Annotated in this window: 19 protein-coding genes and 1 pseudogene; 13 read left to right on the top strand and 7 right to left on the bottom strand. The window is 53.6% G+C overall.

The genetic code is table 11. The features are described from left to right. The first annotated feature begins 284 nt into the window (after positions 1 to 284). Complete coding sequence (locus ACMGGM_RS07075; protein ID WP_045134545.1) at positions 285 to 1,523, top strand: Nramp family divalent metal transporter; 1,239 nt, start codon at positions 285 to 287, stop codon at positions 1,521 to 1,523. A 40-nt stretch (positions 1,524 to 1,563) separates the two neighbouring features. Here ACMGGM_RS07075 and ACMGGM_RS07070 read toward each other — a convergent pair whose 3' ends face one another. Both ACMGGM_RS07070 and mgrA read right to left on the bottom strand, forming a co-directional pair. After that, positions 1,564 to 1,914 carry a DUF2502 domain-containing protein gene (locus tag ACMGGM_RS07070; protein ID WP_045134544.1) on the bottom strand — a complete coding sequence of 117 codons (351 nt, stop codon included), beginning with the start codon at positions 1,912 to 1,914 and terminating at the stop codon, positions 1,564 to 1,566. A 127-nt stretch (positions 1,915 to 2,041) separates the two neighbouring features. Further along, positions 2,042 to 3,040 (bottom strand): L-glyceraldehyde 3-phosphate reductase, encoded by a 999-nt coding sequence (mgrA, locus tag ACMGGM_RS07065; RefSeq protein WP_045134543.1) that lies wholly within the window; start codon positions 3,038 to 3,040, stop codon positions 2,042 to 2,044. A gap of 184 nt (positions 3,041 to 3,224) precedes the next feature. Between mgrA and ipdC the strand changes: the two genes are divergently transcribed. Next, positions 3,225 to 4,883 (top strand): indolepyruvate decarboxylase, encoded by a 1,659-nt coding sequence (ipdC, locus tag ACMGGM_RS07060; RefSeq protein ID WP_045134542.1) that lies wholly within the window; start codon positions 3,225 to 3,227, stop codon positions 4,881 to 4,883. On the opposite strand, the gene ACMGGM_RS07055 is transcribed toward ipdC, so the two are convergent. Next, positions 4,884 to 6,119, bottom strand: a complete 1,236-nt coding sequence (locus ACMGGM_RS07055; protein WP_014884720.1) for an ion channel protein — start codon at positions 6,117 to 6,119, stop codon at positions 4,884 to 4,886. A 205-nt stretch (positions 6,120 to 6,324) separates the two neighbouring features. Between ACMGGM_RS07055 and glk the strand changes: the two genes are divergently transcribed. Beyond that, complete coding sequence (gene glk / locus ACMGGM_RS07050; protein ID WP_014884719.1) at positions 6,325 to 7,290, top strand: glucokinase; 966 nt, start codon at positions 6,325 to 6,327, stop codon at positions 7,288 to 7,290. Positions 7,291 to 7,321: 31 nt separating this feature from the next. Here glk and ACMGGM_RS07045 read toward each other — a convergent pair whose 3' ends face one another. After that, on the bottom strand, positions 7,322 to 8,053 hold the full coding sequence (locus tag ACMGGM_RS07045) for a LytR/AlgR family response regulator transcription factor (protein WP_023338608.1): 732 nt from the start codon (positions 8,051 to 8,053) through the stop codon (positions 7,322 to 7,324). 1 nt (position 8,054) lies between these two features. Then, entirely contained in the window at positions 8,055 to 9,761 is a 1,707-nt protein-coding gene (locus tag ACMGGM_RS07040) for a sensor histidine kinase (RefSeq protein WP_014884717.1), read from the bottom strand. A gap of 387 nt (positions 9,762 to 10,148) precedes the next feature. Here ACMGGM_RS07040 and alaC point away from each other — a divergent pair, with 387 nt between their 5' ends. Next, positions 10,149 to 11,387 (top strand): alanine transaminase, encoded by a 1,239-nt coding sequence (gene alaC / locus ACMGGM_RS07035; RefSeq protein WP_045134540.1) that lies wholly within the window; start codon positions 10,149 to 10,151, stop codon positions 11,385 to 11,387. Positions 11,388 to 11,439: 52 nt separating this feature from the next. On the opposite strand, the gene ypdK is transcribed toward alaC, so the two are convergent. Together ypdK and lpxP are read right to left on the bottom strand one after the other, a co-directional pair. Beyond that, positions 11,440 to 11,511, bottom strand: a complete 72-nt coding sequence (gene ypdK, locus ACMGGM_RS07030; protein ID WP_099458937.1) for a membrane protein YpdK — start codon at positions 11,509 to 11,511, stop codon at positions 11,440 to 11,442. A 358-nt stretch (positions 11,512 to 11,869) separates the two neighbouring features. Further along, entirely contained in the window at positions 11,870 to 12,790 is a 921-nt protein-coding gene (gene lpxP / locus ACMGGM_RS07025) for a kdo(2)-lipid IV(A) palmitoleoyltransferase (RefSeq protein WP_087529900.1), read from the bottom strand. Between the two features lie 767 nt (positions 12,791 to 13,557). On the opposite strand from lpxP, the gene tssB reads away from it, so the two are divergent. The 9 genes and pseudogenes from tssB (at position 13,558) to ACMGGM_RS06980 (ending at position 23,677) form a co-directional block, all read left to right on the top strand. Next, the gene (gene tssB, locus ACMGGM_RS07020; protein WP_414149160.1) at positions 13,558 to 14,055 is read left to right on the top strand and encodes a type VI secretion system contractile sheath small subunit; all 498 of its coding nucleotides are present in this window, start codon (positions 13,558 to 13,560) and stop codon (positions 14,053 to 14,055) included. 32 nt (positions 14,056 to 14,087) lie between these two features. After that, on the top strand, positions 14,088 to 15,632 hold the full coding sequence (tssC, locus tag ACMGGM_RS07015) for a type VI secretion system contractile sheath large subunit (protein ID WP_014884713.1): 1,545 nt from the start codon (positions 14,088 to 14,090) through the stop codon (positions 15,630 to 15,632). Positions 15,633 to 15,650: 18 nt separating this feature from the next. Continuing rightward, positions 15,651 to 16,987, top strand: a pseudogene (gene tssK, locus ACMGGM_RS07010) (type VI secretion system baseplate subunit TssK). Then, positions 16,984 to 17,637, top strand: a complete 654-nt coding sequence (tssL, locus tag ACMGGM_RS07005; protein ID WP_045134537.1) for a type VI secretion system protein TssL, short form — start codon at positions 16,984 to 16,986, stop codon at positions 17,635 to 17,637. Before tssK ends, tssL begins: the two are co-directional and overlap by 4 nt. 3 nt (positions 17,638 to 17,640) lie before the next feature. Continuing rightward, positions 17,641 to 19,365 carry an OmpA family protein gene (locus ACMGGM_RS07000; RefSeq protein ID WP_177336742.1) on the top strand — a complete coding sequence of 575 codons (1,725 nt, stop codon included), beginning with the start codon at positions 17,641 to 17,643 and terminating at the stop codon, positions 19,363 to 19,365. 4 nt (positions 19,366 to 19,369) lie between these two features. Continuing rightward, positions 19,370 to 19,861, top strand: coding sequence for a type VI secretion system effector Hcp (gene hcp / locus ACMGGM_RS06995; RefSeq protein ID WP_014884709.1), 492 nt, complete (start codon positions 19,370 to 19,372; stop codon positions 19,859 to 19,861). A gap of 168 nt (positions 19,862 to 20,029) precedes the next feature. Next, entirely contained in the window at positions 20,030 to 22,669 is a 2,640-nt protein-coding gene (gene tssH / locus ACMGGM_RS06990) for a type VI secretion system ATPase TssH (protein ID WP_045134536.1), read from the top strand. Then, on the top strand, positions 22,662 to 23,216 hold the full coding sequence (locus ACMGGM_RS06985; protein ID WP_045134535.1) for a hypothetical protein: 555 nt from the start codon (positions 22,662 to 22,664) through the stop codon (positions 23,214 to 23,216). The genes tssH and ACMGGM_RS06985 overlap by 8 nt, the downstream gene beginning before the upstream one ends. After that, positions 23,210 to 23,677: a putative T6SS immunity periplasmic lipoprotein gene (locus tag ACMGGM_RS06980; protein WP_045134534.1), complete on the top strand. Its 468-nt coding sequence runs from the start codon at positions 23,210 to 23,212 to the stop codon at positions 23,675 to 23,677. The genes ACMGGM_RS06985 and ACMGGM_RS06980 overlap by 7 nt, the downstream gene beginning before the upstream one ends. The last annotated feature ends 333 nt before the right edge of the window (positions 23,678 to 24,010 follow it).

The following is a 24,010-nucleotide window of genomic DNA, read 5'->3' as shown; positions in this document are numbered from 1 at the left end:
AAACGAGATCAAGGACACACTATAGTTACATCCTGTGACGAGTCTCAAAAATAGTGATCCACAATACATTTTCGTTATGTTAGGTAAATGAGTGAAAAGTTAAGTTTGTGTGCTACGCTTCACAAATGACTGCGCATTTTCACATTCTGTGATGTCGCACCACCTGCCCATCTATCGTTCTTAGCTATCAGAGAAATCATGTTTAACCACTTAAATGATCTTGATAATCATTATCATTTTGATAGCATTAAACATAGCAAAGGCTATATTTCCAGAGGCAGATAATGACTAACAGTCGCGTAGAGGGTAGCAGTGGCAGAGCGGCGCGCAAGCTGCGGTTCGCATTAATGGGACCTGCGTTCATTGCTGCCATTGGCTATATCGATCCGGGTAATTTTGCGACCAATATTCAGGCCGGGGCCAGCTTCGGCTATAAGTTGCTGTGGGTGGTCGTCTGGGCGAACCTGATGGCGATGCTGATTCAAATGCTCTCAGCAAAACTGGGGATTGCTACGGGCAAAAACCTGGCAGAACAAATCCGCGACCACTACCCACGTCCGGCCGTCTGGCTCTACTGGGTGCAGGCTGAAATCATCGCCATGGCAACCGATCTCGCTGAATTTATCGGTGCGGCGATCGGCTTTAAGCTGATTCTGGGCGTATCGCTATTGCAAGGGGCGGTCCTGACCGGGATTGCCACTTTCCTGATCCTGATGTTACAGCGTCGGGGGCAAAAGCCGCTTGAAAAGGTGATTGGTGGGCTGCTGCTGTTTGTCGCGGCGGCCTATATTGTCGAGCTGATATTCTCCCAGCCAAACCTGGTACAGCTTGGTAAAGGCATGGTGATCCCCAGCCTGCCAACGTCGGAAGCCGTCTTCCTGGCTGCCGGGGTGCTTGGGGCGACCATTATGCCACACGTCATTTATCTGCACTCTTCGCTGACCCAGCATCTTCACGGTGGGACGCGTAAAGAACGTTATTCGGCAACCAAATGGGATGTGGCGATTGCCATGACCATCGCGGGTTTTGTGAACCTGGCGATGATGGCCACCGCAGCTGCCGCTTTTCACTTTAACGGTCATACCGGTATTGCCGATCTCGACCAGGCGTATCTCACGCTGGAGCCGTTACTGAGCCATGCTGCTGCCACGATTTTTGGTTTGAGCCTGGTGGCTGCCGGTCTCTCTTCCACGGTGGTGGGCACGCTGGCAGGGCAAGTGGTGATGCAGGGATTTGTGCGCTTCCATATTCCCCTGTGGGTTCGTCGTTCCGTCACCATGCTGCCGTCGTTTGTTGTGATTCTGATGGGGCTTGATCCCACGCGAATTCTGGTGATGAGTCAGGTGCTGCTGAGTTTTGGTATCGCACTGGCGCTGGTTCCTCTGCTGATTTTTACCAGCAATCCAGCCCTGATGGGCGGTCTGGTTAACTCGACGCTGGTGAAACGGACAGGATGGGCAATTGTAGTAGTGGTTGTGGCGCTAAATTTATGGCTGTTGATTGGCACAGCGCTGGGGTTATAAAAGAGAAAGGAGCCGAAAGGCTCCTTTTTTACATTTTACATTAATGACGACCGTGGCCGTGACCACCGTGTCCTTTTGGGCCGTGACCCCAGCCACCGCGGCGGTCGTCACGATCGTTCCAGCCTTCGCGGTAGCCGCGTTCATAGGCATTGTTTTTATACCAGCCGCGGTGTCTGCCGTTATCGTGTTTCCACCAGCGGTCTCCGCGCCACTCATAGTGACGATGCCAGTAATCACGGTCGCGCCAGTAGCCGCCGTCCCAGTATCTGCCGTAGTCGTCACGATCGCCAATTTGTAGTTTTACTGATGGCAACAGGGTGATTTCGCCCGCAGTGGCGATCAGCGGGGCGGAAGCCAGTAATACCGCTGCAAGAATCAGTGACCTGAACATACTCTTTCTCCTTCACGATCGGGGCCTTTGTGGGGCCTGTTAACGCAATATTACGAGTTGGTAAAGCCTCGTTTCATCGCCTCAACTCCGAATTCCAGGTTTAGAGCACTTTTTGCTAAAGATGGTTTTATTTTGAGCTACTCAGTATTTCTTCAATAAGGTTCAGCTCTTCCGCGGAGAAATGGCGGTTTTCCAGCATGCCAACGGCGTCATCAATTTGAGCCGCTTGACTTGCCCCAATCAGCACCGACGTCACGTCGTCATGGCGCAACACCCAGGCCAGCGCCATCTGCGATAGCTTCTGGCCGCGGTCTTCCGCCAGGGCATTGAGCTTACGCACTTTTTCCAGCTTCTCTTCGGTGATCTGATCCGGGTTGAGGAACTGACTGCCACTTGCCGCACGGGAGTCTGCGGGAATACCGTTCAGATATCGGTTGGTGAGCTGTCCTCCCGCCAGCGGCGAGAAGGGAATACAGCCGACGCCTTTTTCCTGCAGCACGGCCAGTAAACCCCCTTCCGGTCCTCGTTCAAACATGGAGTATTTCGGCTGGTGGATCAGGCAGGGCGTGCCAAGGTCATTCAGGATATCAATCGCTTTTCGCGCCAGCTCTGCAGGATAGTTGGATAACCCGACATACAGCGCTTTTCCCTGGCGCACCAGATGGTCAAGCGCTTTCATGGTTTCAGTCAGCGGGGTTTCCGGGTCAGGACGGTGATGATAGAAGATATCGACATACTCCAGCCCCATGCGTTTCAGGCTTTGATCCAGGCTTGCCAGCAGATATTTACGCGATCCCCAGTCGCCGTAGGGGCCGTCCCACATGGTATATCCCGCTTTCGTCGAGATAATCAGCTCGTCGCGCCAGGGCAGAAAATCCTCCTGCAAAATACGCCCAAAATTACGCTCGGCCGACCCCGGTGGAGGACCATAGTTATTGGCAAGGTCGAAATGCGTAATACCCAGGTCGAAGGCGCGCTGTAAAAGTTGACGGCTGTTTTCGAGACGCGTGGCGTCCCCAAAGTTATGCCACAGACCCAGCGATATGACGGGCAACCTGAGCCCGCTTTGACCGCAGCGACGATACTGCATTGTCTGGTAACGATTTTTATCCGGCTGATAACCCATTTTATGACCTCGTGCGCAGATGAGAAAAATCAGTGTATGCGTTTACATTAACGTGAAAAAAAGCAGCATAGCGCAGCCTTTTTTGTAAAGCATTCTTTCCATAACCTTCTTGCCGCTGATTCTGGACAGCCATCACGCTTCTCTAATACTCAAAGTGAGGTCAACATTAGAAGGATACCTGTTCATGCGTACCCCATACTGCGTCGCCGATTACCTGCTGGACCGTCTTACTGATTGTGGAGCCGATCATCTGTTTGGCGTGCCGGGCGACTATAACCTGCAGTTTCTCGACCATGTAATAGACAGCCCCGACATCTGTTGGGTGGGCTGTGCCAACGAATTAAACGCGTCGTATGCCGCTGACGGATATGCCCGCTGCAAGGGCTTCGCCGCGCTGCTCACAACATTCGGTGTCGGCGAGTTAAGTGCCATGAATGGCATCGCGGGAAGCTATGCCGAGCACGTTCCGGTATTGCATATTGTCGGGGCGCCGGGGACGGCGTCACAGCAACGAGGGGAACTGCTGCACCATACGCTGGGTGATGGGGAGTTCCGCCATTTTTATCATATGAGCGAGCCGATTACCGTCGCTCAGGCGATCCTGACCGAACAAAACGCCTGCTATGAAATCGACCGGGTTCTGACCACCATGCTCCGGGAGCGTCGCCCCGGCTATTTGATGTTACCTGCCGACGTGGCAAAAAAAGCCGCCACGCCTCCTGTAAACGCTCTCACACTTCACCATGCCCATGCCGACAGTGCCTGCCTGAAAGCGTTTCGGGATGCTGCGGAAAATAAACTGGCAACCAGCAAGCGCACCGCGCTGTTAGCTGATTTCCTTGTTCTGCGCCATGGACACAAGCATGCGCTACAGAAGTGGGTGAAGGACGTGCCGATGGCGCACGCCACGATGCTAATGGGTAAAGGGATATTCGACGAACGTCATGCCGGTTTTTACGGCACATACAGCGGCTCGGCAAGCGCCGGCCCGGTAAAAGAGGCGATTGAAGGGGCGGATACGGTACTGTGCATCGGCACCCGTTTTACCGATACCCTCACCGCCGGTTTCACCCATCAGCTAACCCCGGCCCAAACGATAGAAGTTCAGCCTCACGCTGCCCGCGTCGGTGACGTCTGGTTTACCGGCATCCCGATGCTTCAGGCAATCGAAACGCTGGTGGAACTGTGCAAACAGCATGTGCATGATAAACCTGCGCCAGCTTCCCATCGTGCAATGAGCTTCCCTCAGCCGGAGGGCGCGCTGACCCAGGAGAATTTCTGGAAAACGTTGCAAACGTTTATTCGCCCAGGAGACATCATCCTTGCCGATCAGGGAACTTCGGCCTTCGGCGCCATTGACCTGCGCCTTCCGGCTGACGTGAATTTTATCGTCCAGCCGCTGTGGGGGTCGATCGGCTACACGCTGGCCGCAGCGTTTGGCGCACAAACGGCTTCCCCGAACCGGCGTGTGATAGTGCTGACGGGGGATGGCGCGGCGCAGCTGACTATTCAGGAGCTCGGGTCGATGTTGCGTGATAAACAACGTCCGATCATTCTGGTGCTGAACAACGAAGGGTACACGGTCGAAAGGGCCATCCATGGGCCGGAGCAACGGTATAATGATATTGCGCTCTGGAACTGGACGCACCTTCCTCAGGCGCTGAGTCTCGCGCCTCAGGCCGAGTGCTGGCAGGTGAGTGAGGCGGGCGAGCTGGTGGATGTGCTGGAAAAAGTGGCGCACCACGAGCGGCTTTCGCTGATCGAGGTCATGCTGCCGAAATCCGACATACCGCCGCTGCTGAGCGCGCTCACCAAAGCGCTGGAAGCGCGCAACAGCGCCTGATTACTTATCGTTTCGCCAGGCCATCATCATCGGTTTGCCCGCCAGCAGGAGCCAGGCGGGCAACATCACGATGCAGAGCAGCGGGAACAGCGTCGAATCCGGCACCACAACCGCCGCCATAAACAGGCTCAGCCATGCGTCACGCGTCACCACCAGAACCAGACCCAGAATCGAGCAGGAGACGGTAATTGCCGCCGGAACCGCATCCACATGTTCGTGCAACATCAGCCCCAGCGCCACGCCGACAAAGACTGCCGGGAAAATGCGTCCACCGCGGAAACCGCACGCAGCCGCGACGACCAGCGCCGCCAGTTTGATGACGGCAAACAGCAGATAGTCGGAAACGCTAAATACCTGACTGAATGCCAGCTGCTGCATCTCGTCCAGGCCTTTAAACAGCGTCACCGTCCCGCCGATGGTGCCTAAAATACCGAGGATCAATCCCCCTGTGCCCAGAATCAACACCGGATGCTTGAGTTTATGCACCAGCCGGTGCAGGCGCGGCAGACACCATACCGCGACCATCCCCAGCGCGATGGCAATTGCAACGACGATGGCACCGCTGAAAATATCCGCTATTCGCATCTCTCCGTAGTGGGGCAGAGAGAGGGAGAAGTGGGGATGGAAAAACAGACTGGTTGTTAGCGCGCCCGCCGCCGCGGCCATCAGGGGAGCAAACAGTTTGTCCCAGAGCGGGACATCATTATTGCTGGTAAGCGTCTGTGAAAAAATCAGCGCGGCAGCTACCGGCGTGCCGAAAAGCGCCCCGATGGTGCCTGCGGAGGCGAGGATCGTCCAGTCCAGCGCACCCACGCGCGGTAAAATGCGTGAGCCCAGGAACACCGCCAGACCAATATTCACCGCCATAATGGGATGCTCGGGTCCGAGGCTGACGCCGCCCGCCAGGCCCACAATTAACGCGATGATCAACCCCGGCAGCGCAGAGGGCGGAACCGGGGCGCCAATCAGCGGCTCCAGCGCCGGGTCCGGTCCGGCGTGGCCGGGACTGAATCGGATCACCAGGCCTACCGCAATACCGGTTAACGTCAGCATCAAAATGATCCACGCTGAAGAATCAGCGGTGATCCCCAGTTTCGCCGGAAGCGCCGTCCATAGCAGGGCTTGCAGTACCGACGCGACTTTCATCACGACAATGAGTACCAGGCTTGACGCCACGCCAATGATGAGCGCCGGAATTGCCAGCAACAGCATGGTTCTGGCTCGCGGGTGGAGCATGATGATTTCCTTGTACAAAACGGTATAACGTTACTCTGCACAATCAGCTTTATGGCAATAGTGCAAAAGGTGCTGAAACGGTAAAGTTATTCTGTGACGAAGATCGATAATCCATGGGCATTCACCTTCCAGTCGTTGTTGTTATCACGCCTTGAATTTACAGTGTCCCAAAGATTTATTCTGACTTTAGCGGAGCAGTAGAAGAATGACAAAGTATGCTTTGGTAGGTGATGTGGGCGGCACGAACGCGCGCCTCGCATTATGCGATGTAAGTAGCGGTGAAATTTCCCGGGCGAAAACCTACTCGGGGCTGGATTATCCCAGCCTTGAGGCCGTTGTCCGCGTCTATCTGGATGAACATCAGGTGAGCGTCGAGGATGGCTGCATTGCCATTGCCTGCCCGATAACTGGCGACTGGGTCGCCATGACCAACCATACCTGGGCATTCTCTATTGCAGAGATGAAAAAGAACCTCGGTTTTGCGCATCTGGAAATCATCAATGACTTCACCGCCGTGTCTATGGCGATCCCGATGCTCAAGCCAGAGCATCTGATCCAGTTCGGCGGTGCTGAACCGGTCGAGGGAAAGCCGATTGCGGTTTACGGTGCCGGTACGGGTCTGGGCGTTTCGCATCTGGTGCATGTTGATCGGCGCTGGGTAAGCCTGCCGGGTGAGGGCGGTCATGTAGACTTTGCGCCAAACAGCGAAGAAGAGGGCATTATTCTCGAAGAGTTACGCGCTGAGATCGGCCACGTCTCTGCCGAGCGCGTCCTGTCTGGACCGGGGCTGGTGAACCTGTACCGTGCAATTGTGAAATCGGACGGACGTCTGCCGGAAAACCTGCAGCCGAAAGACGTCACCGAACGCGCGCTGGCGGACAGCTGCATTGACTGCCGTCGTGCTCTGTCGCTGTTCTGCGTGATCATGGGACGTTTCGGCGGCAACCTGGCGCTGACGCTTGGCACCTTTGGTGGGGTCTATATTGCGGGCGGGATCGTACCGCGCTTCCTCGACTTCTTTAAAGCTTCAGGTTTCCGCGGTGGGTTTGAAGATAAAGGACGCTTCAGAAGCTACGTGCAGGATATTCCTGTTTATCTCATCGTGCATGATAACCCTGGCCTGCTGGGTTCGGGTGCCCATCTGCGTCAGGTTCTCGGGCAAATCCTCTGACACAGAGCCCTCTCCGCCGGGAGAGGGCGTTTTACAGGTGCATCAGCTGACGGAACTCTTTCACCTTGCTGCGGCTCACCGGCACCTGAAAATCCAGATCCTTGAGACGCAAAATATAGGTATTGTTAAACCACGGCTCGATCTCGCGGATCTTATTTAAATTCACGCAGAACGAACGGTGGCAGCGGAAAAAGTGGGCCGACGGCAGCTTGCCGCAGAATTCGGTAATGTTCATCGCCATGACAAACGATTCCCGCCGCGTATAGACAAACGTCATCTTCTCATGCGCTTCGGCGTAGTAGATATCATTCACTGGCGTCACGATGATGCGTTCATCCTTGACCAGATTAATGGTGTCGTTTTCCCGTACCGTCGGGCTGGCGGTGACCGGAGCGCTCTGTTGCTGCCATGCGGCCTCCAGCTTTTGCAGCATGCTGACAATCCGCGACTCCTGGTAAGGTTTCAGAATATAGTCAAACGCCTCCAGTTCGAAGGCCTCAACGGCATGCTCTTTCCAGGCGGTAACGAACACAATAAACGGCTTGTGGGCAAACTGATTGATGTTTTGCGCCAGCAAGACGCCGTCCAGCGAAGGAATATTAATATCCAGAAAAATGGCGTCGACCCGGTTATGCTGCAGAAATTTCAGCACGTCCAGCCCATCGTCAAAGGTACCCACAATCTCCATCTGACTGTGGGTTTTGATGAGCCAGGTGAGCTCCTGTTGAGCCAGAATTTCATCTTCAACGATAATGACTTTCATATTACTCACCCTGAGGTAACAGTGATGCCGTCGCATGAACAGGGGAGCGTTCATTCGGGACGTAAAAAGCGATTTCAGTGCCGGGTTCAAGACGGTGAATATGCAGCCCATCGCCGTAGAGCAGCTTGACCCTGTGATGCACATTCAGCAGCCCGATTTTATTCCCCGGCATCTCATTAGACTCCACGCGCTCGATGACTTTTGGGTCAATCCCGTGGCCGGTATCGCGCACGGCGATACGCACCCGGTTGCCGCTTTCGGTGATGCTAATGGTGACCACACCTTTGCCTTTACAGGGCTGAATACCGTGAACAATGGCGTTTTCGACCAGCGGCTGGATCAGCAGGCTCGGGATCACGCAGTTGACCTCTTCATCAATATCGTAAATGACCGTCAGTTTGTCGCCAAAGCGAGCCTGCTCGATCGCGATGTAGTCTTTAATCTGATACAGCTCTTTTTTGATGTCGATCTGCTCGTCATCCTTCAACTCAATGTTGTAGCGCAGATAACGCGACAGGTTGAAAATCAGCTGGCGCGCGGTGTCCGGATTCAAACGAATCGAAGAGGAGATGGCGTTTAACGCGTTAAACAGGAAATGGGGATTGATTTTGCTCTGCAGCGCGCGCAGCTCTGCCTTATTTGCCATCTCGCGTAACTGTTCCGCCCGGGAGACCTCAAGCTGCGTGGAGATGATCTGCGACAGACCTATCGCCATCTCCTGCAGCGTTGAGGTGATCTGATGCGCGTGACAGTAATAAATTTTCAGCGTGCCCGTCACCACGCCTTTCTCCCAAAGCGGGATCACCAGCATAGAGTGGATCTCCGGCGTTCGGTGGGCTTCATCATTGTTTTTAATAATGATTTTACCGTAGTTAATCGCTTGTCTGGTGGTCGGGCTTATCGTGTCATCATTGTCGCGGTAGTTGTGCTCGCCAACGCCGACGTAAGCCAGCACGTGGTCAATATTGGTGATAGCGACGGCATCCGCGTGAATGTCGTGGCGAATAATCTCGCAGACTTGACGCAGCGACTCCGCGTTAACGTGGCGGAAAAGCGGCAGCGTTTTGTTGGCGATATCCAGCGCCAGCTTGGCCTGGCGAGCGGCACTGGCCTCTTTTTCCCCTTCCACACTCTGCACCAGCAGCACGATAAAACCGATGCACACGCTACCCAGAATCATAGGGATACCGATTTTCGAGACGATATCCAGCCCCAGCGCGGTCGTGGGAGCCCAGACGACAACCAGGATCATGGTCAGCGTTTCGCACACCATGCCTGCGAGGATCCCGGCGCGCCAGCGCTGCTTTTTCGGGATTTTACGGCTGATCCAGCCGGATAGTACCCCGGCGATAATGCTGGTGATAAAGCACGGCACCGCCGTGACGCCGCCGATATCAATCAGGTAGCGATGGGTTCCGGCAATCACGCCGGTGATGACACCTACCCACGGACCAAACAAAATTCCGCCAGACATGACGGCGATAATCCGCACGTTAACCAGCGAGCCCTCTACCGGCACGCCGGACCAGGTGCTGAACAGCGCAAAGAGCGAAAAGATAGCGGTGACGGCCAGCAGTTCTTTCGGCGAGTGAGCAGATTTATGCAACAGCTCGCGAAACAGGCGAATGCGAATAAGGAAGAACAGGCAAATCAGCATTAATGCTGCGCGATCAAAAACCGCCAGCAGCATAGTGAATATTTCGTGCACGAGCAGACCTGGGAAAACGGGAAAGAACCATGATAAAAAACCTGGGGCATATTGACCAGCTATCCGTCAGGTTTATCAAATGAGGAAAAACCCTGTTTTAGAAAGGGGATTATCGAATGAGGATTGATACCTCCCGATTCTTTCCTGCTGTCGCATCGTCCGGTAACTGTTTTGATATCATTGTGTTAAACAATAGATAACGGAAAGCCGATATGAGTCCCCCTCCTTCCGCTTTAAGGCGTACCCGTGTTCCGGTTTTCATGGGGTTCTCTTTTTTTTCATTTCCCTCTCGACAGCGTGATTTTTTTCAGGTTATTTTCTAAGCATGTCACATCAGTGGCAGCGTCGCTCGGACGGTCCGGGCGCTAACGTTAATCTGAGGAATCTATGGCTGAATTCAGTCCTGAACGCCGTTTTACGCGTATCGATCGTCTCCCCCCTTATGTTTTCAATATCACCGCTGAACTGAAAATGGCTGCGCGTCGGCGCGGCGAAGACATCATTGATTTCAGCATGGGCAACCCTGACGGCCCCACGCCACCGCATATCGTTGAGAAGCTCTGCGCGGTTGCCCAGCGTCCGGATACGCACGGCTACTCAACCTCGCGCGGTATTCCCAGATTACGCCGCGCGATCTCGCGCTGGTATCAGGATCGTTATCAGGTTGATATCGATCCTGAGAGTGAAGCCATTGTGACCATCGGCTCGAAAGAGGGGCTGGCGCACCTGATGCTGGCCACGCTGGATCACGGTGATACGGTACTGGTTCCCAATCCGAGTTACCCAATCCATATTTACGGCGCGGTGATAGCCGGGGCGCAGGTACGTTCTGTACCGCTGGTGGAAGGCGTCGATTTCTTCAACGAACTGGAGCGCGCAATTCGCGAAAGCTATCCGAAACCCAAGATGATGATCCTGGGTTTCCCGTCCAACCCGACGGCGCAGTGTGTGGAGCTCGATTTCTTTGAGAAGGTTGTGGCCCTGGCTAAGCGTTATGACGTGCTGGTGGTACATGATTTGGCGTATGCGGATATCGTCTATGACGGCTGGAAAGCGCCTTCAATCATGCAGGTACCGGGGGCGCGTGACGTGGCGGTAGAATTCTTTACCCTGTCGAAAAGCTACAACATGGCGGGCTGGCGTATTGGTTTTATGGTGGGTAACAAAACGCTGGTGAGTGCGCTGGCGCGAATCAAGAGCTATCACGATTACGGCACCTTTACGCCGCTACAGGTTGCCGCTATTGCGGCGCTTGAAGGCGATCAGCAATGCGTTCACGACATTGCAGCCCAGTATAAACGCCGCCGCGACGTGCTGGTAAAAGGGTTACATGAAGCGGGCTGGATGGTGGAAATGCCGAAAGCGTCCATGTACGTCTGGGCGAAAATTCCGGAGCCGTATGCGGCAATGGGATCGCTTGAGTTTGCTAAAAAACTGCTGCAGGACGCGAAGGTGTGTGTTTCACCGGGCATTGGCTTTGGTGATTACGGTGACACCCATGTGCGCTTTGCTTTAATCGAAAATAGCGACCGTATTCGTCAGGCGGTGAGGGGCATCAAGAGTATGTTCCGGGCCGATGGCCTGCTCTCAACAAAGAGCGTCTCCGAACACCCCGCATCATCATGACATAAAAAGACAGGAGCCTATGGCTCCTGTCTTTTTGACTGCATGTTCTTCACTAGATCATCAGGGCAAAGGTTCCGGCCCAGACTAAAACGATCACCGAAATGCCCATAAAGAAATATTTCACGTTTCATCGCTCCGCGTATCTTGTGGTACGCATTTTAAAACAGAGTCCAACTGAGTATAGAGAACTGAAATCCGGCCAAAACGGAAATGAGAATTTTCCCGCTATGCCGCCGACTCCAGCTCAGAATTCTGTGCTTTCCTGTAGCCAGACGGCGCTAATGTACGCCTAAAAAAGAGGGGTGACAAGAGAGATTTTTTTAAATAATTTCCGACACTTACGGGTGTCGTGGAACGGCGACAGTTTGATTTCGCAAGGCAATAAATTCACTTTGAGCGACGTGACGAAAAACCGTTACACGGGGTTATTACAGGTGATTGAAAAGGTTAGTTTCTTATCGAAACTAACCGTCGCGCGGGACTTAAATATAGAGCGAGGCTTCGCCAAGTGGGCGCGTTTTGAAACGGCGATGCATCCAGAGATATTGCTCTGGCGCGCGCATGATTTCAGTTTCGATGACCTTGTTGATAAACGCTGCGGCTTCGCATTCGTTTTCCGGATAGTTGGCCATTTCAGGAGAGATGTGCAGACGATAGCCTGATTTATCCGCTTTTCTCACCATCGTCACGGTCAGCATGGCGGCGCCTGACAACCGCGAAATCACAAAGGTACCGTTGGTTGTCGCCACGTCTTTAACGGCAAAGAAGGGGGCAAAGCTGCTGCCTTTACGTCCATAATCCTGGTCAGGGGCAAACCAGACGGCTTCACCTTTCTTCAGGGCACCGACCATTCCACGCAGATTATTACGGCTGATCATCGCTTTATTGGAACGCATGCGGCCGCGCGTCTGTACCCACTCCATTACCGGGCTATTGTGCGGTCTGTAGGTCGCCATCATTGGCTGGCAAAGACCCATCACCCGGCCACCCAACTCCAGCGACATAAAGTGAACGCCCACAACCATCACACCGCGGTTTTGCAACTGCGCGCGTTTAAGGTTGTCCAGCCCTTCGACATCAAACCACTTGCGGACGCGTTCATCCGACCAGAACCAGGCCATACCGGTTTCGAGCAGCGCCATACCGATAGATTTAAAGTTTTCAGAGATCAATTTTTCGCGCTCTTCAGCATTGTACTGAGGAAAGCAAAGCTCGATGTTTTTGCGCGCGATGGCTTCGCGACGTTTCAGGAAATAGCGAGAGGCGCTGCCCAGTTTCGACCCCAGCAAACGCAGCACAGGGTAGGGAAGTTGCACCAGCAGCCAGAGTACGCCAAGACCAAACCATGTAAACCAGTAACGCGGGTGTAAAAACGCACGTTCAAATTTGGATTGAGACAAGATAGTAAAACCTATGTGAAGCCTGTAAAGGTAGCGCAGCGTGTGCGATACGACGTGCCATTAAGACCGTTCTTCAAGGTGATGGTTTCAGGCTTTACCGAACTTTACGGCGTTGCCTGACCACTGCTGATTTGGGTGGGCGGCGTAATGTAGCACCGTTATACGTTATGTGCTATTACTCGTTTTTGATTAAAAAAGCGGCAGCCAAGGAGGTGGTTGATTTTACAGTTTTTATAGGCAGTCAGTCATGAGAACACCTTCCACCTGAGTCGGGCAGGAAGCCTCTTCGAGAGAGGATGGATTAAAAGCGCTATTTTTTTGTGGCAGATTCCGTATTCAAATTTTTTTTTACCTCTTCGTTTAATAAATAAGAATTTTCTTTGTGAAAGTTCTTATTTATTATTCATCCAATGAATGGAGCGCCTGAGTCCATAATTTATTCATCTTTCCTTTTATCGAGTCTAAAGCAGTTCTCTCCTGTGTTTTTGATATAGTGCTGTGATGCAAATCAAAACAATATTGTTTTTTTAGCATCTGACTGGCTGCAACCTCTTTTACGATACAAATATTTGTTTTACAGAAAAAGAGTAGCTTCTTTTTCTGGGTTGGTCTGATAAGTTGCAATAATATCTTAGAGGAAAATTCTTAAGAATTTTCTAATTGCGGATAAATGATCTGTGTATTTGATTTGCGGTCGATCATTGTTCTAATATTGCGCATCAAGAACGATACCGTGAAGTTTGCATCGCAAAACAAAGAGGGATGATCAAATGTCTGACAGTTTTCAGAATGAAGTGCCTAAGGCACGTATTAACCTGAAGCTTGACCTGCATACTGGCGGAGCAAGCAAAAAAATGGAATTACCCTTAAAACTGCTTGTTGCCGGTGATTTCAGTAATGGTCAGGATGCTGCGCCAATATCTGAGCGTGAAAAAGTTAACATCACCAAAAATAATTTCGACAGTGTTCTTTCCGAATATTCCCCAAAAGTTAATCTGAGCGTCAAAAACACCCTGTCAGATGATGGTGGTGAGGACAATATTGAGCTGACTTTCCAGAGCATGAAAGATTTCACGCCAGAGCAGGTGGCTGCCCAGATACCACAGCTGAAGGCGATGCTGGCGATGCGCAACTTACTCCGCGATCTTAAGGCCAACCTGTTGGATAACCAGACTTTCCGAAAAGAGCTGGAAAAAATCGTTCTTGACCAGTCGCTTAGCGCTGAATTTCGCAATGAATTATCCGCACTGGCACCCAAAAAAGCTTAACCATCACGATGTTTTAACGGATTAATCAAGGAATGCTCATGTCTGTACAAAATAATATTGCTGGCGGTGAAAGCATGGTGCTGGAACGTCCTGCTGCGGGTGGGGTTTACGCCTCCCTGTTTGAGAAAATCAACTTAAGTCCCGTCTCTGAATTGAGCGCCCTGGATATCTGGCAGGACGCGCAGGCGATGTCGGATGCGACCGCTGATGAACGTCTGACGGCAGGTATGCAGGTCTTCCTGGAATGTCTGACCAAAGCCGGTGCGAAAGTCGAAAAACTGGATAAAAGCCTGATTGATCACCACATTGCTGAACTCGATTACCAGATCAGCCGTCAGCTGGACGCGGTAATGCACCATGAGGAGTTTCAGGCAGTTGAAGGTCTGTGGCGCGGAGTGAAGTCGCTGATTGATAAAACAGATTTTCGCCAGAACGTGAAAATTGAGCTGCTGAGTATGTCTAAAGAAGACCTGCGTCAGGACTTCGAAGACAGCCCGGAAATCATCCAGAGTGGTCTGTATAAACACACCTATATTGATGAATATGACACACCAGGCGGCGAGCCAATTGCGGCACTGATTTCCGCATACGAGTTCGATGCTTCAGCGCAGGATGTCGCGCTGCTGCGCAACATCTCTAAAGTCTCCGCTGCTGCGCACATGCCGTTTATCGGCTCAGCAGGTCCAAAATTCTTCCTTAAAGAGTCCATGGAAGACGTCGCTGCGATAAAAGATATTGGTAACTATTTTGACCGCGCAGAGTACATCAAGTGGAAATCGTTCCGCGATACCGACGACGCTCGCTATATCGGCCTGGTCATGCCGCGCGTACTGGGACGTTTACCGTACGGACCAGATACCGTTCCCGTTCGCAGCTTCAATTATGTCGAAGAGGTCAAAGGTCCGGATCACGACAAATACCTGTGGACGAATGCCTCGTTTGCCTTTGCTTCCAACATGGTGCGTAGCTTTATCAATAATGGCTGGTGCGTACAGATTCGGGGTCCGCAGGCCGGTGGTGCGGTTCAGGACTTGCCTATCCATCTTTACGATCTCGGTACCGGTAATCAGGTAAAAATCCCGAGTGAGGTCATGATCCCCGAAACCCGCGAATTTGAGTTTGCGAATCTGGGCTTCATTCCTTTGTCCTACTACAAAAACCGCGACTATGCCTGCTTTTTCTCGGCTAACTCAAGCCAGAAACCGGCGCTGTATGACACCGCAGATGCAACGGCTAACAGCCGCATCAACGCGCGTCTGCCGTATATCTTCCTGCTGTCGCGTATCGCCCATTACCTGAAGCTGATTCAGCGCGAAAACATCGGTACCACGAAGGATCGCCGTCTGCTTGAACTGGAGCTGAATACCTGGGTTCGCAGTCTGGTCACTGAAATGACCGATCCGGGCGATGAACTGCAGGCGTCTCACCCGCTGCGTGATGCGAAAGTGGTTGTCGAAGATATTGAAGACAACCCGGGCTTCTTCCGCGTGAAGCTGTACGCGATCCCTCACTTCCAGGTCGAAGGCATGGACGTCAACCTGTCACTGGTTTCCCAGATGCCGAAGGCGAAATCGTAAGGCGAGGGGTAATCAGGGATGAAAATTTACCGCCCACTTTGGGAGGATGGGGCCGCTCTGGCCCCGCAACAATTCCAGCAGCAAGCTCGCTGGGATGAAAACGTTGCCTACATGGTCGCAGGGATGGTTATTTCTCATCCCTGGGGGGTGATTGCTGCAGAGTTTGATGATGCCGCGCTTGCGCTTGCGCGTCTGAATGCTATCCGTCTGGTGGTGCGTTTCCAGGACGGCACGATTGTTGATACGGATCTGGCGGATAATCTTCCCCCGGTCTGTGATTTATCAGCCGCAAATGGCTCTGAGACAGTTGAGGTGGTAGCCGCATTGCCGCTGCTGAGCGCCAGTGGTGGTAACCTTGATAACGGACAGGACAGTGAACGCCCGCGTCGCTGGAAAGCAGAGCGTGTGGTAGTCCAGGAACTGGCCGGGTATGAAAGGGGGAACTGGCTATTCTACGTAATGCCATCACTCTGCGTTTGTCCACTCAAGAAAATACCGCATACCTGACCTGCCCGCTCGCCCGTCTGGTGCGTAATGCTCAGGGACAATGGAGCCGGGACCCGGCTTTCATCCCACCGATGCTTTCCGTTTCTGCAAGCCCGTTGCTGATCACCGAACTGGGTGATCTGCTGGTGCGCCTGCAGGCACGACGTAAGCGTCTGATGGCCATGCGCCGTGAGAGTAACGAGCGAATGGCGGACTTTGCAGTCGCGGATGTCTCCCTGTTCTGGCTGCTCAATGCGCTAAACAGTGCAGAACCGGTGTTAACAGAACTGCTACAGACTCCGGGTCGTCACCCGGAACTGCTGTACCGCGAACTGGCACGCCTCGCCGGCAGTCTGCTGACCTTCTCACTGGAGCATGACGCTGGCGATATTCCTGCCTATCAGCACGATGCACCGGAGCGGGTATTCCCGCCGCTGCTGGCACTGCTCGATAAGCTGCTGGAAGCGAGCCTGCCGTCACGGGTGGTGAGTATCCACCTGGAGCATCAGGATCAGATCTGGAAAGGTGCCCTGCACGATGCGCGCCTGCGCGAAGGGGCAGATTTCTACCTCTCCGTACGCTCCTCCATGCCGAACCATGAGCTTCAGACGAAATTCCCGCAGCTGTGTAAAGCGGGCAGCTTTGAAGATGTTTCGGATGTGGTGAATGTGGCCCTGAGCGGGATGGTTATCAAGCCGCTGACCCATGTGCCGGCCGCTATCCCGTTACGCCTTGAGAACCAGTATTTCTCGCTGGATCTGAGTAGTGAGGCAGCGCGGGCGATGCTGGAAGCGGGAAGCTGCACCTTCTATACCCCGCGCTCACTGGGGGATGTGAAACTTGAACTCTTTGCGGTGCTGCGCACATGAATACATCAGAAATAAGTCAAATTGAGCGTATTTTCTACCCCGGCTGGCTGATGGCCAGCCAGCTGCGGGGCGGACAGGAGGTTCGTGACGGGGAAGGTCTCTATCGTCGGGCCTGCCGTCTGGTGCAGGAGGCAAAAGCGGCGCTCACGGAGGCAGGTTACAGCGACATCAGCTGTGACCATATGGTGTATGCCCTGTGTGCTCTGCTTGATGAGAGCGTGATGAACCGGGGAACCACCGATGATGGCTATCTGACCTGGCGGCGTGACCCGCTGCAGGCACACTTCTTTGGCACTCTCAATGCCGGTGAGGAGTTGTGGGAAAGGATCCGGGACCTGCTGAAAGAAACCTCCCCTGACGCCGCAGTCCTGACCTGTATGCACCGGACTCTGCTACTGGGGTTTGTGGGGCAATATCGCGCACAGGATGATGAGCGTCGGGAAGATATTGTTCGCGCGCTTGCGGAACGGGTACCGGCCTTTACGCTGGCACAGGACTCTCCCATTGTTGCCCGGGCATCACGCCTGCGCAGCGGCCGTCGCGGGTACTGGCTGAGCTGGGTTGTGGCCGCTGTCGCCATGGTGGCGCTCTGGTTTTTCCTTTCGTCTTCGCTTACCGAACTGGTAAGCCAGACCGTCAGGCCGGGGTAAGCGATGCGGGATGCGTACCGAAGTCTGTTAACTGCCCTGGGTGCTGTACTGGCGCTGTGGCTCATCCTGGGATTCTGGCCACTGTCCTCGGGCAGCCGTGTGGCACTCAGTCTGCTGATTGTGCTGGTGTCAGGGGTGATGCTCTGGCGTCAGCGTCGGGCTTCTCAGGCACGAGCGACCGCTGTCCGGGAAATTGTGGATGAAAATCTGCCGCCGGAAGATTTTCAGGGTGCGGTGATCCTTGTTTGTGGCGACAACAGCCCACTGTTTGTGTCCGGCTCCCATAACCGGGAAACCCGACAGGGCTGGTATCTGTGGGTGAAGGATGCGGAGCAGTTGCCACTCCTGGCACAACACCTGAGCCTGGTGCGTCCGGCTCAGGTGTCGCAACTCTCCGTCATGCTGGCGGTGGTACCTGAACAGCACACCTCCGGCGATGATTTTACCCAGCATCTTCGGGGCTGGCAGCGTGCTGTCGTCCGGTGCCGTGCGGCATTTGGCACTATCCCCCCGCTGTGGACCGTGACCTGGGTATCTCCTCCTGTGGCCTGTGCAGAGGCTGAGCCCGTCTGGTTTACCACGGTAAGCCCGCGAAGCGGTATTCAGGTGTATCAGCCCGGTCAGGGCAATGTGTCACTGACGGATTGGCCTCTGGAAATAGGAACGGACGGGCGTCTTTCGCGTTTGAGCCATGGCCTGTGGCTGGACAGTCTGCTTGCCTGGCAAAACAGCGCGGTGAACGACCTGCTGTCGCTACGGCGGGGGGAGTTACCGGTGATGACGCCCTGCGTGCAGGGTATGTGCATAGTGCCGGTGAGTGGTATCGCGGGCAATCTCTGGCAACAACACATCACTTCCTTGACGGCGCTGCCACCGGATGCCTTTGTGAGCACCGAGCCACTGCCGCTGCCTGAACTGCTGCTGCCGGCGTTGCCGCGCCGATGTGGCGTGAGCCGCAGGATGGTGTTCTGGCGTTATGCCGGATTACTGGGCGGGATTTTTCTCGCGCTGGCGATGCTGGCGTCCTGGATGAACAACCAGCGCCTCATTCGTAACGTTGGCGATCACCTTGCGTTATATCACCAGCTGACGGGTCAGCCTGTTGCCCCGAAACTGCGTGCCCAGCAGCGCCTGCGGGCCGATGGCGCATTGCTGGACGACTGGCAACGTCGCGGGGAGCCACTGCGTTATCGCCTGGGTCTGTATCAGGGACTGCGACTGATTCCGCCCGTTGAGGCCGCAGTCAGTGACTGGGCACCTCCGCCACCGCCGCCTCCGGTCATTAAGAAAATTATTCAGGGTCCGAAAACCATTCGTCTCGACAGCATGTCGTTGTTCGACTCCGGAAAATTTGTGCTCAAAGCGGGGTCTACCAAAATGCTGGTGAATTCTCTGGTGGGCATCAAAGCGAAGCCGGGCTGGCTGATTGTCGTATCCGGCCATACCGATAACACCGGAAATCCGCAACTGAACCAGATGCTCTCGCTGAAACGTGCCGAGGCAGTGCGCAACTGGATGCGAGACACCGGCGACGTACCTGAAAGCTGTTTTGCTGTGCAGGGCTATGGCGAAAGCCGTCCTGCTGCAACCAACGACACCCCGGAAGGGCGTGCGCTCAACCGCCGTGTCGAAATCAGTCTGGTGCCGCAGGCCAATGCCTGTCAGCTACCCGGCAAACACCCGGCGCCATCGCAGGATGATGGCGCATCACAATTAAATGGAGAGTAATTCCATGGCAATTCCTGTTTATCTTTGGCTGAAAGACGATGGCGGCGCGGACATTAAAGGGTCTGTAGACGTTCAGGACCGTGAAGGCAGCATCGAAGTGGTGGCTCAGGAACACAACCTGTACATCCCGACCGATAACAATACCGGCAAGCTGACCGGGACGCGTATCCACACGCCATTCCTGTTCACCAAAGAAATCGATTCCTCCAGCCCATATCTTTATAAGGCTGTGACCACGGGTCAGACCCTGAAGTCTGCGGAATTCAAGTGGTACAAAATCAACGACGCGGGCCAGGAAGTGGAGTATTTCAACACCAAACTGGAAAACGTGAAGGTGGTGAAGGTGAATCCTGAAATGTATGACGTTAAGGATCCTTCTAAAGAGAAGCACAACCACCTTGAGCGCGTTGAACTGCGTTACGAAAAAATCACCTGGACCTACAAAGACGGCAACATCATTCATTCCGACTCCTGGAACGAACGCGCTACTGCGTAAGTCGCAAGCGGGCAGGTTTTCCTGTCCGCTTTTCTCTTTGCTGAACGTCTGCCGCTGCAGGCGCTGAGCAAAGAAAACATCACATCCCGGAAACAGACCTTATGGGCCTCGGTAACGGCCAGGGGCGGTAGCGTGTCAGAAAGGTCCACAACAGTGAGTAAAACCAACATGGAAAACCCGGCAATCCTCCTTCGACGTCTTAATCCATACTGCGCGCGGGCAATGGAAGGTGCAGCTTCGCTCTGCCAGACTCGCGCGCATGCAGAAATTCTGCCGGAGCACTGGCTGCTGAAGCTGCTGGAGCAGGGGGAAGGTGACCTGACGGTGCTGGCTCGCCGCTACGAATGGGATATGGACGGCATCTGGCAGGATTTACTGGGCTGGCTGGATAAACAGCCGCGCTCGGTACGCCACCGGCCGCAGCTTTCAGAAAGCATCCAGTCTCTGATGCAGCAAGCCTGGCTGATAGCCTCACTGGCGGGTGAAGAACATATCCGCAGTGTGCATTTACTGATGGCACTGGTTGAGAAACAAAACCTGGTGCGCTGCAACGGTCTGTGGCCTTTGCTGACCCTGGGCCAGAGTCAGCTTGAGCGTCTTCGACCGTTGCTTGATGCGCAGTCAGATGAACGTCCGGAAGTGCAGCAGGAAGCGGAACTGGCGCAAAGTCATGGTGGAGAAGTCGAGTTCGTCGGGCGCCCTGTGGGTGCAGAAGTAAAAGAGGGAGAACTCAACCCTGCATTGCAGAATGCGCTGGATAAATTCACCCTTGATGTCACTGCGAAGGCAAAAGAAGGCAAAATCGATCCGGTGTTCGGTCGTGACACCGAAATTCGTCAGATGGTGGACATTCTTTCCCGTCGACGCAAAAACAACCCGATTCTGGTTGGCGAGCCGGGCGTGGGCAAAACCGCACTGGTTGAAGGCCTGGCGCTCAGAATCGCCGAAGGCAATGTGCCGGAATCACTCAAAACCGTGGTGCTACGTACGCTTGACCTCGGCCTGCTGCAGGCGGGCGCGGGTGTGAAGGGGGAGTTTGAACAGCGTCTGAAAAACGTCATTGATGCAGTACAGCAGTCCCCGGTACCCGTTCTGCTGTTTATCGACGAAGCGCATACCATCATCGGTGCAGGCAACCAGGCCGGTGGCGCGGATGCAGCCAACCTGCTGAAGCCCGCGCTGGCGCGGGGTGAACTGCGGACAATTGCGGCCACCACCTGGTCTGAATACAAACAATACTTTGAGCGCGATGCAGCCCTGGAGCGCCGCTTCCAGATGGTGAAAGTCGATGAGCCGGATGACGATACCGCCTGCCTGATGCTGCGGGGCCTGAAATCCCGCTACGCCGAACATCACCATGTGCACATTACCGATGATGCGGTTCGTGCCGCAGTTACCCTGTCGCGCCGTTATCTGACGGGACGTCAACTTCCTGATAAAGCGGTGGATCTGTTGGATACCGCTGCCGCCCGCGTACGCATGAGCATCGACACGGTTCCGGAGCAACTTATTCGTTATCGCGCATCTATCACCGCGCTCGACATGGAGAAGCAGGCGCTGCTGGAAGATATCGCGATTGGCAATCAGAGTCATGCTGGACGTCTGAGCGCGATAGAGCAGGAAGAGGTAAACTTGATTGTGGCGCTCGATGAACTCGAAAGCCAGTATGGTCAGGAACTGAAGCTGACCGCTCAATTGCTCGAAAGCCGTCAGGATATCTCGCGCCAGAGCGAGACTCACCAGCTGCATCAGGAGCTTAACGAGATGCAGCGCGGTAACCCGCTGCTCTCCCTGGATGTGGATGTACGTACCGTTGCCAACGTGATAGCCGACTGGACAGGTGTGCCGTTGTCATCGCTGATGAAAGACGAGCAGACCGAACTGCTGACGCTGGAAAATGAAATAGGGAAGCGTGTGGTCGGGCAGGATACGGCGCTTAAGGCCCTCGCTCAGCGTCTGCGCGCGGCAAAAACGGGCCTCACGTCCGAGAACGGCCCGCAGGGCGTATTCCTGCTGGTGGGGCCGAGTGGTGTCGGGAAAACTGAAACCGCGCTTGCGCTGGCCGATGTCATGTATGGCGGCGAGAAGTCACTCATCACGATTAACCTTTCTGAACACCAGGAGCCGCATACGGTTTCGCAGCTGAAAGGCTCGCCGCCGGGCTATGTCGGGTACGGTCAGGGCGGTATTTTGACCGAAGCCGTGCGAAAACGACCATATAGCGTGGTACTACTGGATGAAGTGGAAAAAGCCCACCGTGACGTCATGAACCTGTTCTATCAGGTATTCGACCGGGGCTTTATGCGTGATGGAGAAGGTCGTGAAATCGACTTCCGCAATACCGTTATTCTGATGACCTCCAACCTCGGCAGTGACCACCTGATGCAGTTGCTGGAAGAACAGCCTGACGCCACCGAAGGCGACCTGCACGAATTGCTGCGCCCGATATTACGTGACCACTTCCAGCCGGCACTGCTGGCCCGCTTCCAGACCGTGATTTACCGTCCTCTGGCGGAAGCGGCTATGCGCACCATCGTGGAGATGAAGCTGTCACAGGTCAGTAAGCGGCTGAACCGACACTACGGCCTGCGGACGCATATTGAAGAGAGCCTGTATGACGCGCTGACCGCCGCCTGCCTGCTGCCGGATACTGGTGCGAGGAATGTTGACAGTCTGCTGAATCAGCAGATTCTGCCGGTGCTGAGTCAGCAGTTGCTGAGCCATATGGCGGCGAAGCAGAAACCACACTCCCTGACTCTGGGATGGAGTGAGGAAGAGGGCATAGGGCTGGAGTTTACACATGGCTGATGAAACGCAGGATGGGTTCAGAATCAAAGAGGGTGGTGTCAGACTACTCACGGCGGGGGAAATACAGCTGGCGCAATCCGTTTTTTTATCCACCATTGATTATTCGAAAGTATGGATACACAGAGAAAGTTATCTCCCTTTCAATTTACAGGATAACAATACGGCGATGACCCCGAACGGGGAGATCTATTTTCGTGATCTATATTTCGATGATTTCTCACAGACAACCGACAGTCTTCAGCATCTGTTCATCCATGAAATAAGTCATGTCTGGCAGCGTGGAAAAGGAATGAATGTGATCTTCAGAGGGCTGGTGAGCTGGATGGTGAGTTACCGTTATACCCTTGATGGTCGTCTCTTAAGCGAATATCCGATGGAGCAGCAGGCGCAGATTATTGCAGATAATTTTGTTTTACAGACTTTTGGGTATGAAATCTGGAGTCACCTTGAAAATAAAAGATACCCCGATATTACGCTCGATGGGGATACTTCTGAGTCGGTGATACGTGAGGGATATAAAAATGCTTTGAGGGGCTTTCCATGGTGAGACGTAACTATTTTATTAAGCTTAACTCTTTGTTGTTAACGTTTTTTTGTCTTCCAATCCTGACGGGATGCCCTGGACCAGGTGACAGATTTCGTTTTGATGAAACTGCAAAGGTGAGTAAAAAGGGTGATAATGTTTGCGTGAATATTGATAATGCACAAGATTATCAGCCAGTAGATATGGGTATCAATCTGCGAGGGACGCCTTCAATGGAGAAAGATTTTAATTTTTCCCCCGGCCTTAAGGTTATTGAAGGTGAATTATGTATTCCTCCATCTTATTTTAATTTTAAAGATGGTAGCAAGTATATAGTTGAGTTTGTACTTCATCCAACACTTGATAATAAAGAAGCGAGAAGCTTTGTTGTTGGTGTCGGTATTAATAATGATCAAGTGTATAATTTCCCTTTGACAGATCGCGAATTCGCAAGGCCGTATGGTTCAATTAAGGCTCCAGAATAGCAAGTGTAATAAGTGTCCGTATTTAAATTTTTTTGTAAATATATAGCTTAATCTTTTGTTTCCTGACGTTGGGGTGGCTAGTAGATTGAAATTTTCATCTTATTTCTGTTTGTTATCGTTGGTGTTCTATTTCTACCTGAAGCTTTTATTTACACGTTTGTTAAGCGTTTTATTCCCATCAGTGGTAATGGGGAAAATGCGATGGACAACTTTGAAATGACCGTGTTGCTGGTTAAAGCCCTCATGTGTGCTGTCGTGGCTGGAACCGTAATCACCCTTTTTCGTACTCGCTGAGTACCCTGATTGAACCTGTTACTTACCCGTTGGCAATAA

The organism is Enterobacter sp. BNK-14, from assembly GCF_047456095.1.
GTDB lineage: Bacteria > Pseudomonadota > Gammaproteobacteria > Enterobacterales > Enterobacteriaceae > Enterobacter > Enterobacter kobei.
Note: the sequence above shows the minus strand (reverse complement) of the source record. Positions and strands in the feature narration are given on the sequence as shown.

Bases quoted from the DNA above. Each gene is read 5' to 3' on its own strand.
- ACMGGM_RS07075 (WP_045134545.1), top strand. From the start codon at position 285: ATGACTAACAGTCGCGTAGAGGGTAGCAGTGGCAGAGCGGCGCGCAAG.
- ACMGGM_RS07070 (WP_045134544.1), bottom strand. From the start codon at position 1,914: ATGTTCAGGTCACTGATTCTTGCAGCGGTATTACTGGCTTCCGCCCCG.
- mgrA (WP_045134543.1), bottom strand. From the start codon at position 3,040: ATGGGTTATCAGCCGGATAAAAATCGTTACCAGACAATGCAGTATCGT.
- ipdC (WP_045134542.1), top strand. From the start codon at position 3,225: ATGCGTACCCCATACTGCGTCGCCGATTACCTGCTGGACCGTCTTACT.
- ACMGGM_RS07055 (WP_014884720.1), bottom strand. From the start codon at position 6,119: ATGCTCCACCCGCGAGCCAGAACCATGCTGTTGCTGGCAATTCCGGCG.
- glk (WP_014884719.1), top strand. From the start codon at position 6,325: ATGACAAAGTATGCTTTGGTAGGTGATGTGGGCGGCACGAACGCGCGC.
- ACMGGM_RS07045 (WP_023338608.1), bottom strand. From the start codon at position 8,053: ATGAAAGTCATTATCGTTGAAGATGAAATTCTGGCTCAACAGGAGCTC.
- alaC (WP_045134540.1), top strand. From the start codon at position 10,149: ATGGCTGAATTCAGTCCTGAACGCCGTTTTACGCGTATCGATCGTCTC.
- tssB (WP_414149160.1), top strand. From the start codon at position 13,558: ATGTCTGACAGTTTTCAGAATGAAGTGCCTAAGGCACGTATTAACCTG.
- tssC (WP_014884713.1), top strand. From the start codon at position 14,088: ATGCTCATGTCTGTACAAAATAATATTGCTGGCGGTGAAAGCATGGTG.
- tssL (WP_045134537.1), top strand. From the start codon at position 16,984: ATGAATACATCAGAAATAAGTCAAATTGAGCGTATTTTCTACCCCGGC.
- ACMGGM_RS07000 (WP_177336742.1), top strand. From the start codon at position 17,641: ATGCGGGATGCGTACCGAAGTCTGTTAACTGCCCTGGGTGCTGTACTG.
- hcp (WP_014884709.1), top strand. From the start codon at position 19,370: ATGGCAATTCCTGTTTATCTTTGGCTGAAAGACGATGGCGGCGCGGAC.
- tssH (WP_045134536.1), top strand. From the start codon at position 20,030: ATGGAAAACCCGGCAATCCTCCTTCGACGTCTTAATCCATACTGCGCG.
- ACMGGM_RS06985 (WP_045134535.1), top strand. From the start codon at position 22,662: ATGGCTGATGAAACGCAGGATGGGTTCAGAATCAAAGAGGGTGGTGTC.
- ACMGGM_RS06980 (WP_045134534.1), top strand. From the start codon at position 23,210: ATGGTGAGACGTAACTATTTTATTAAGCTTAACTCTTTGTTGTTAACG.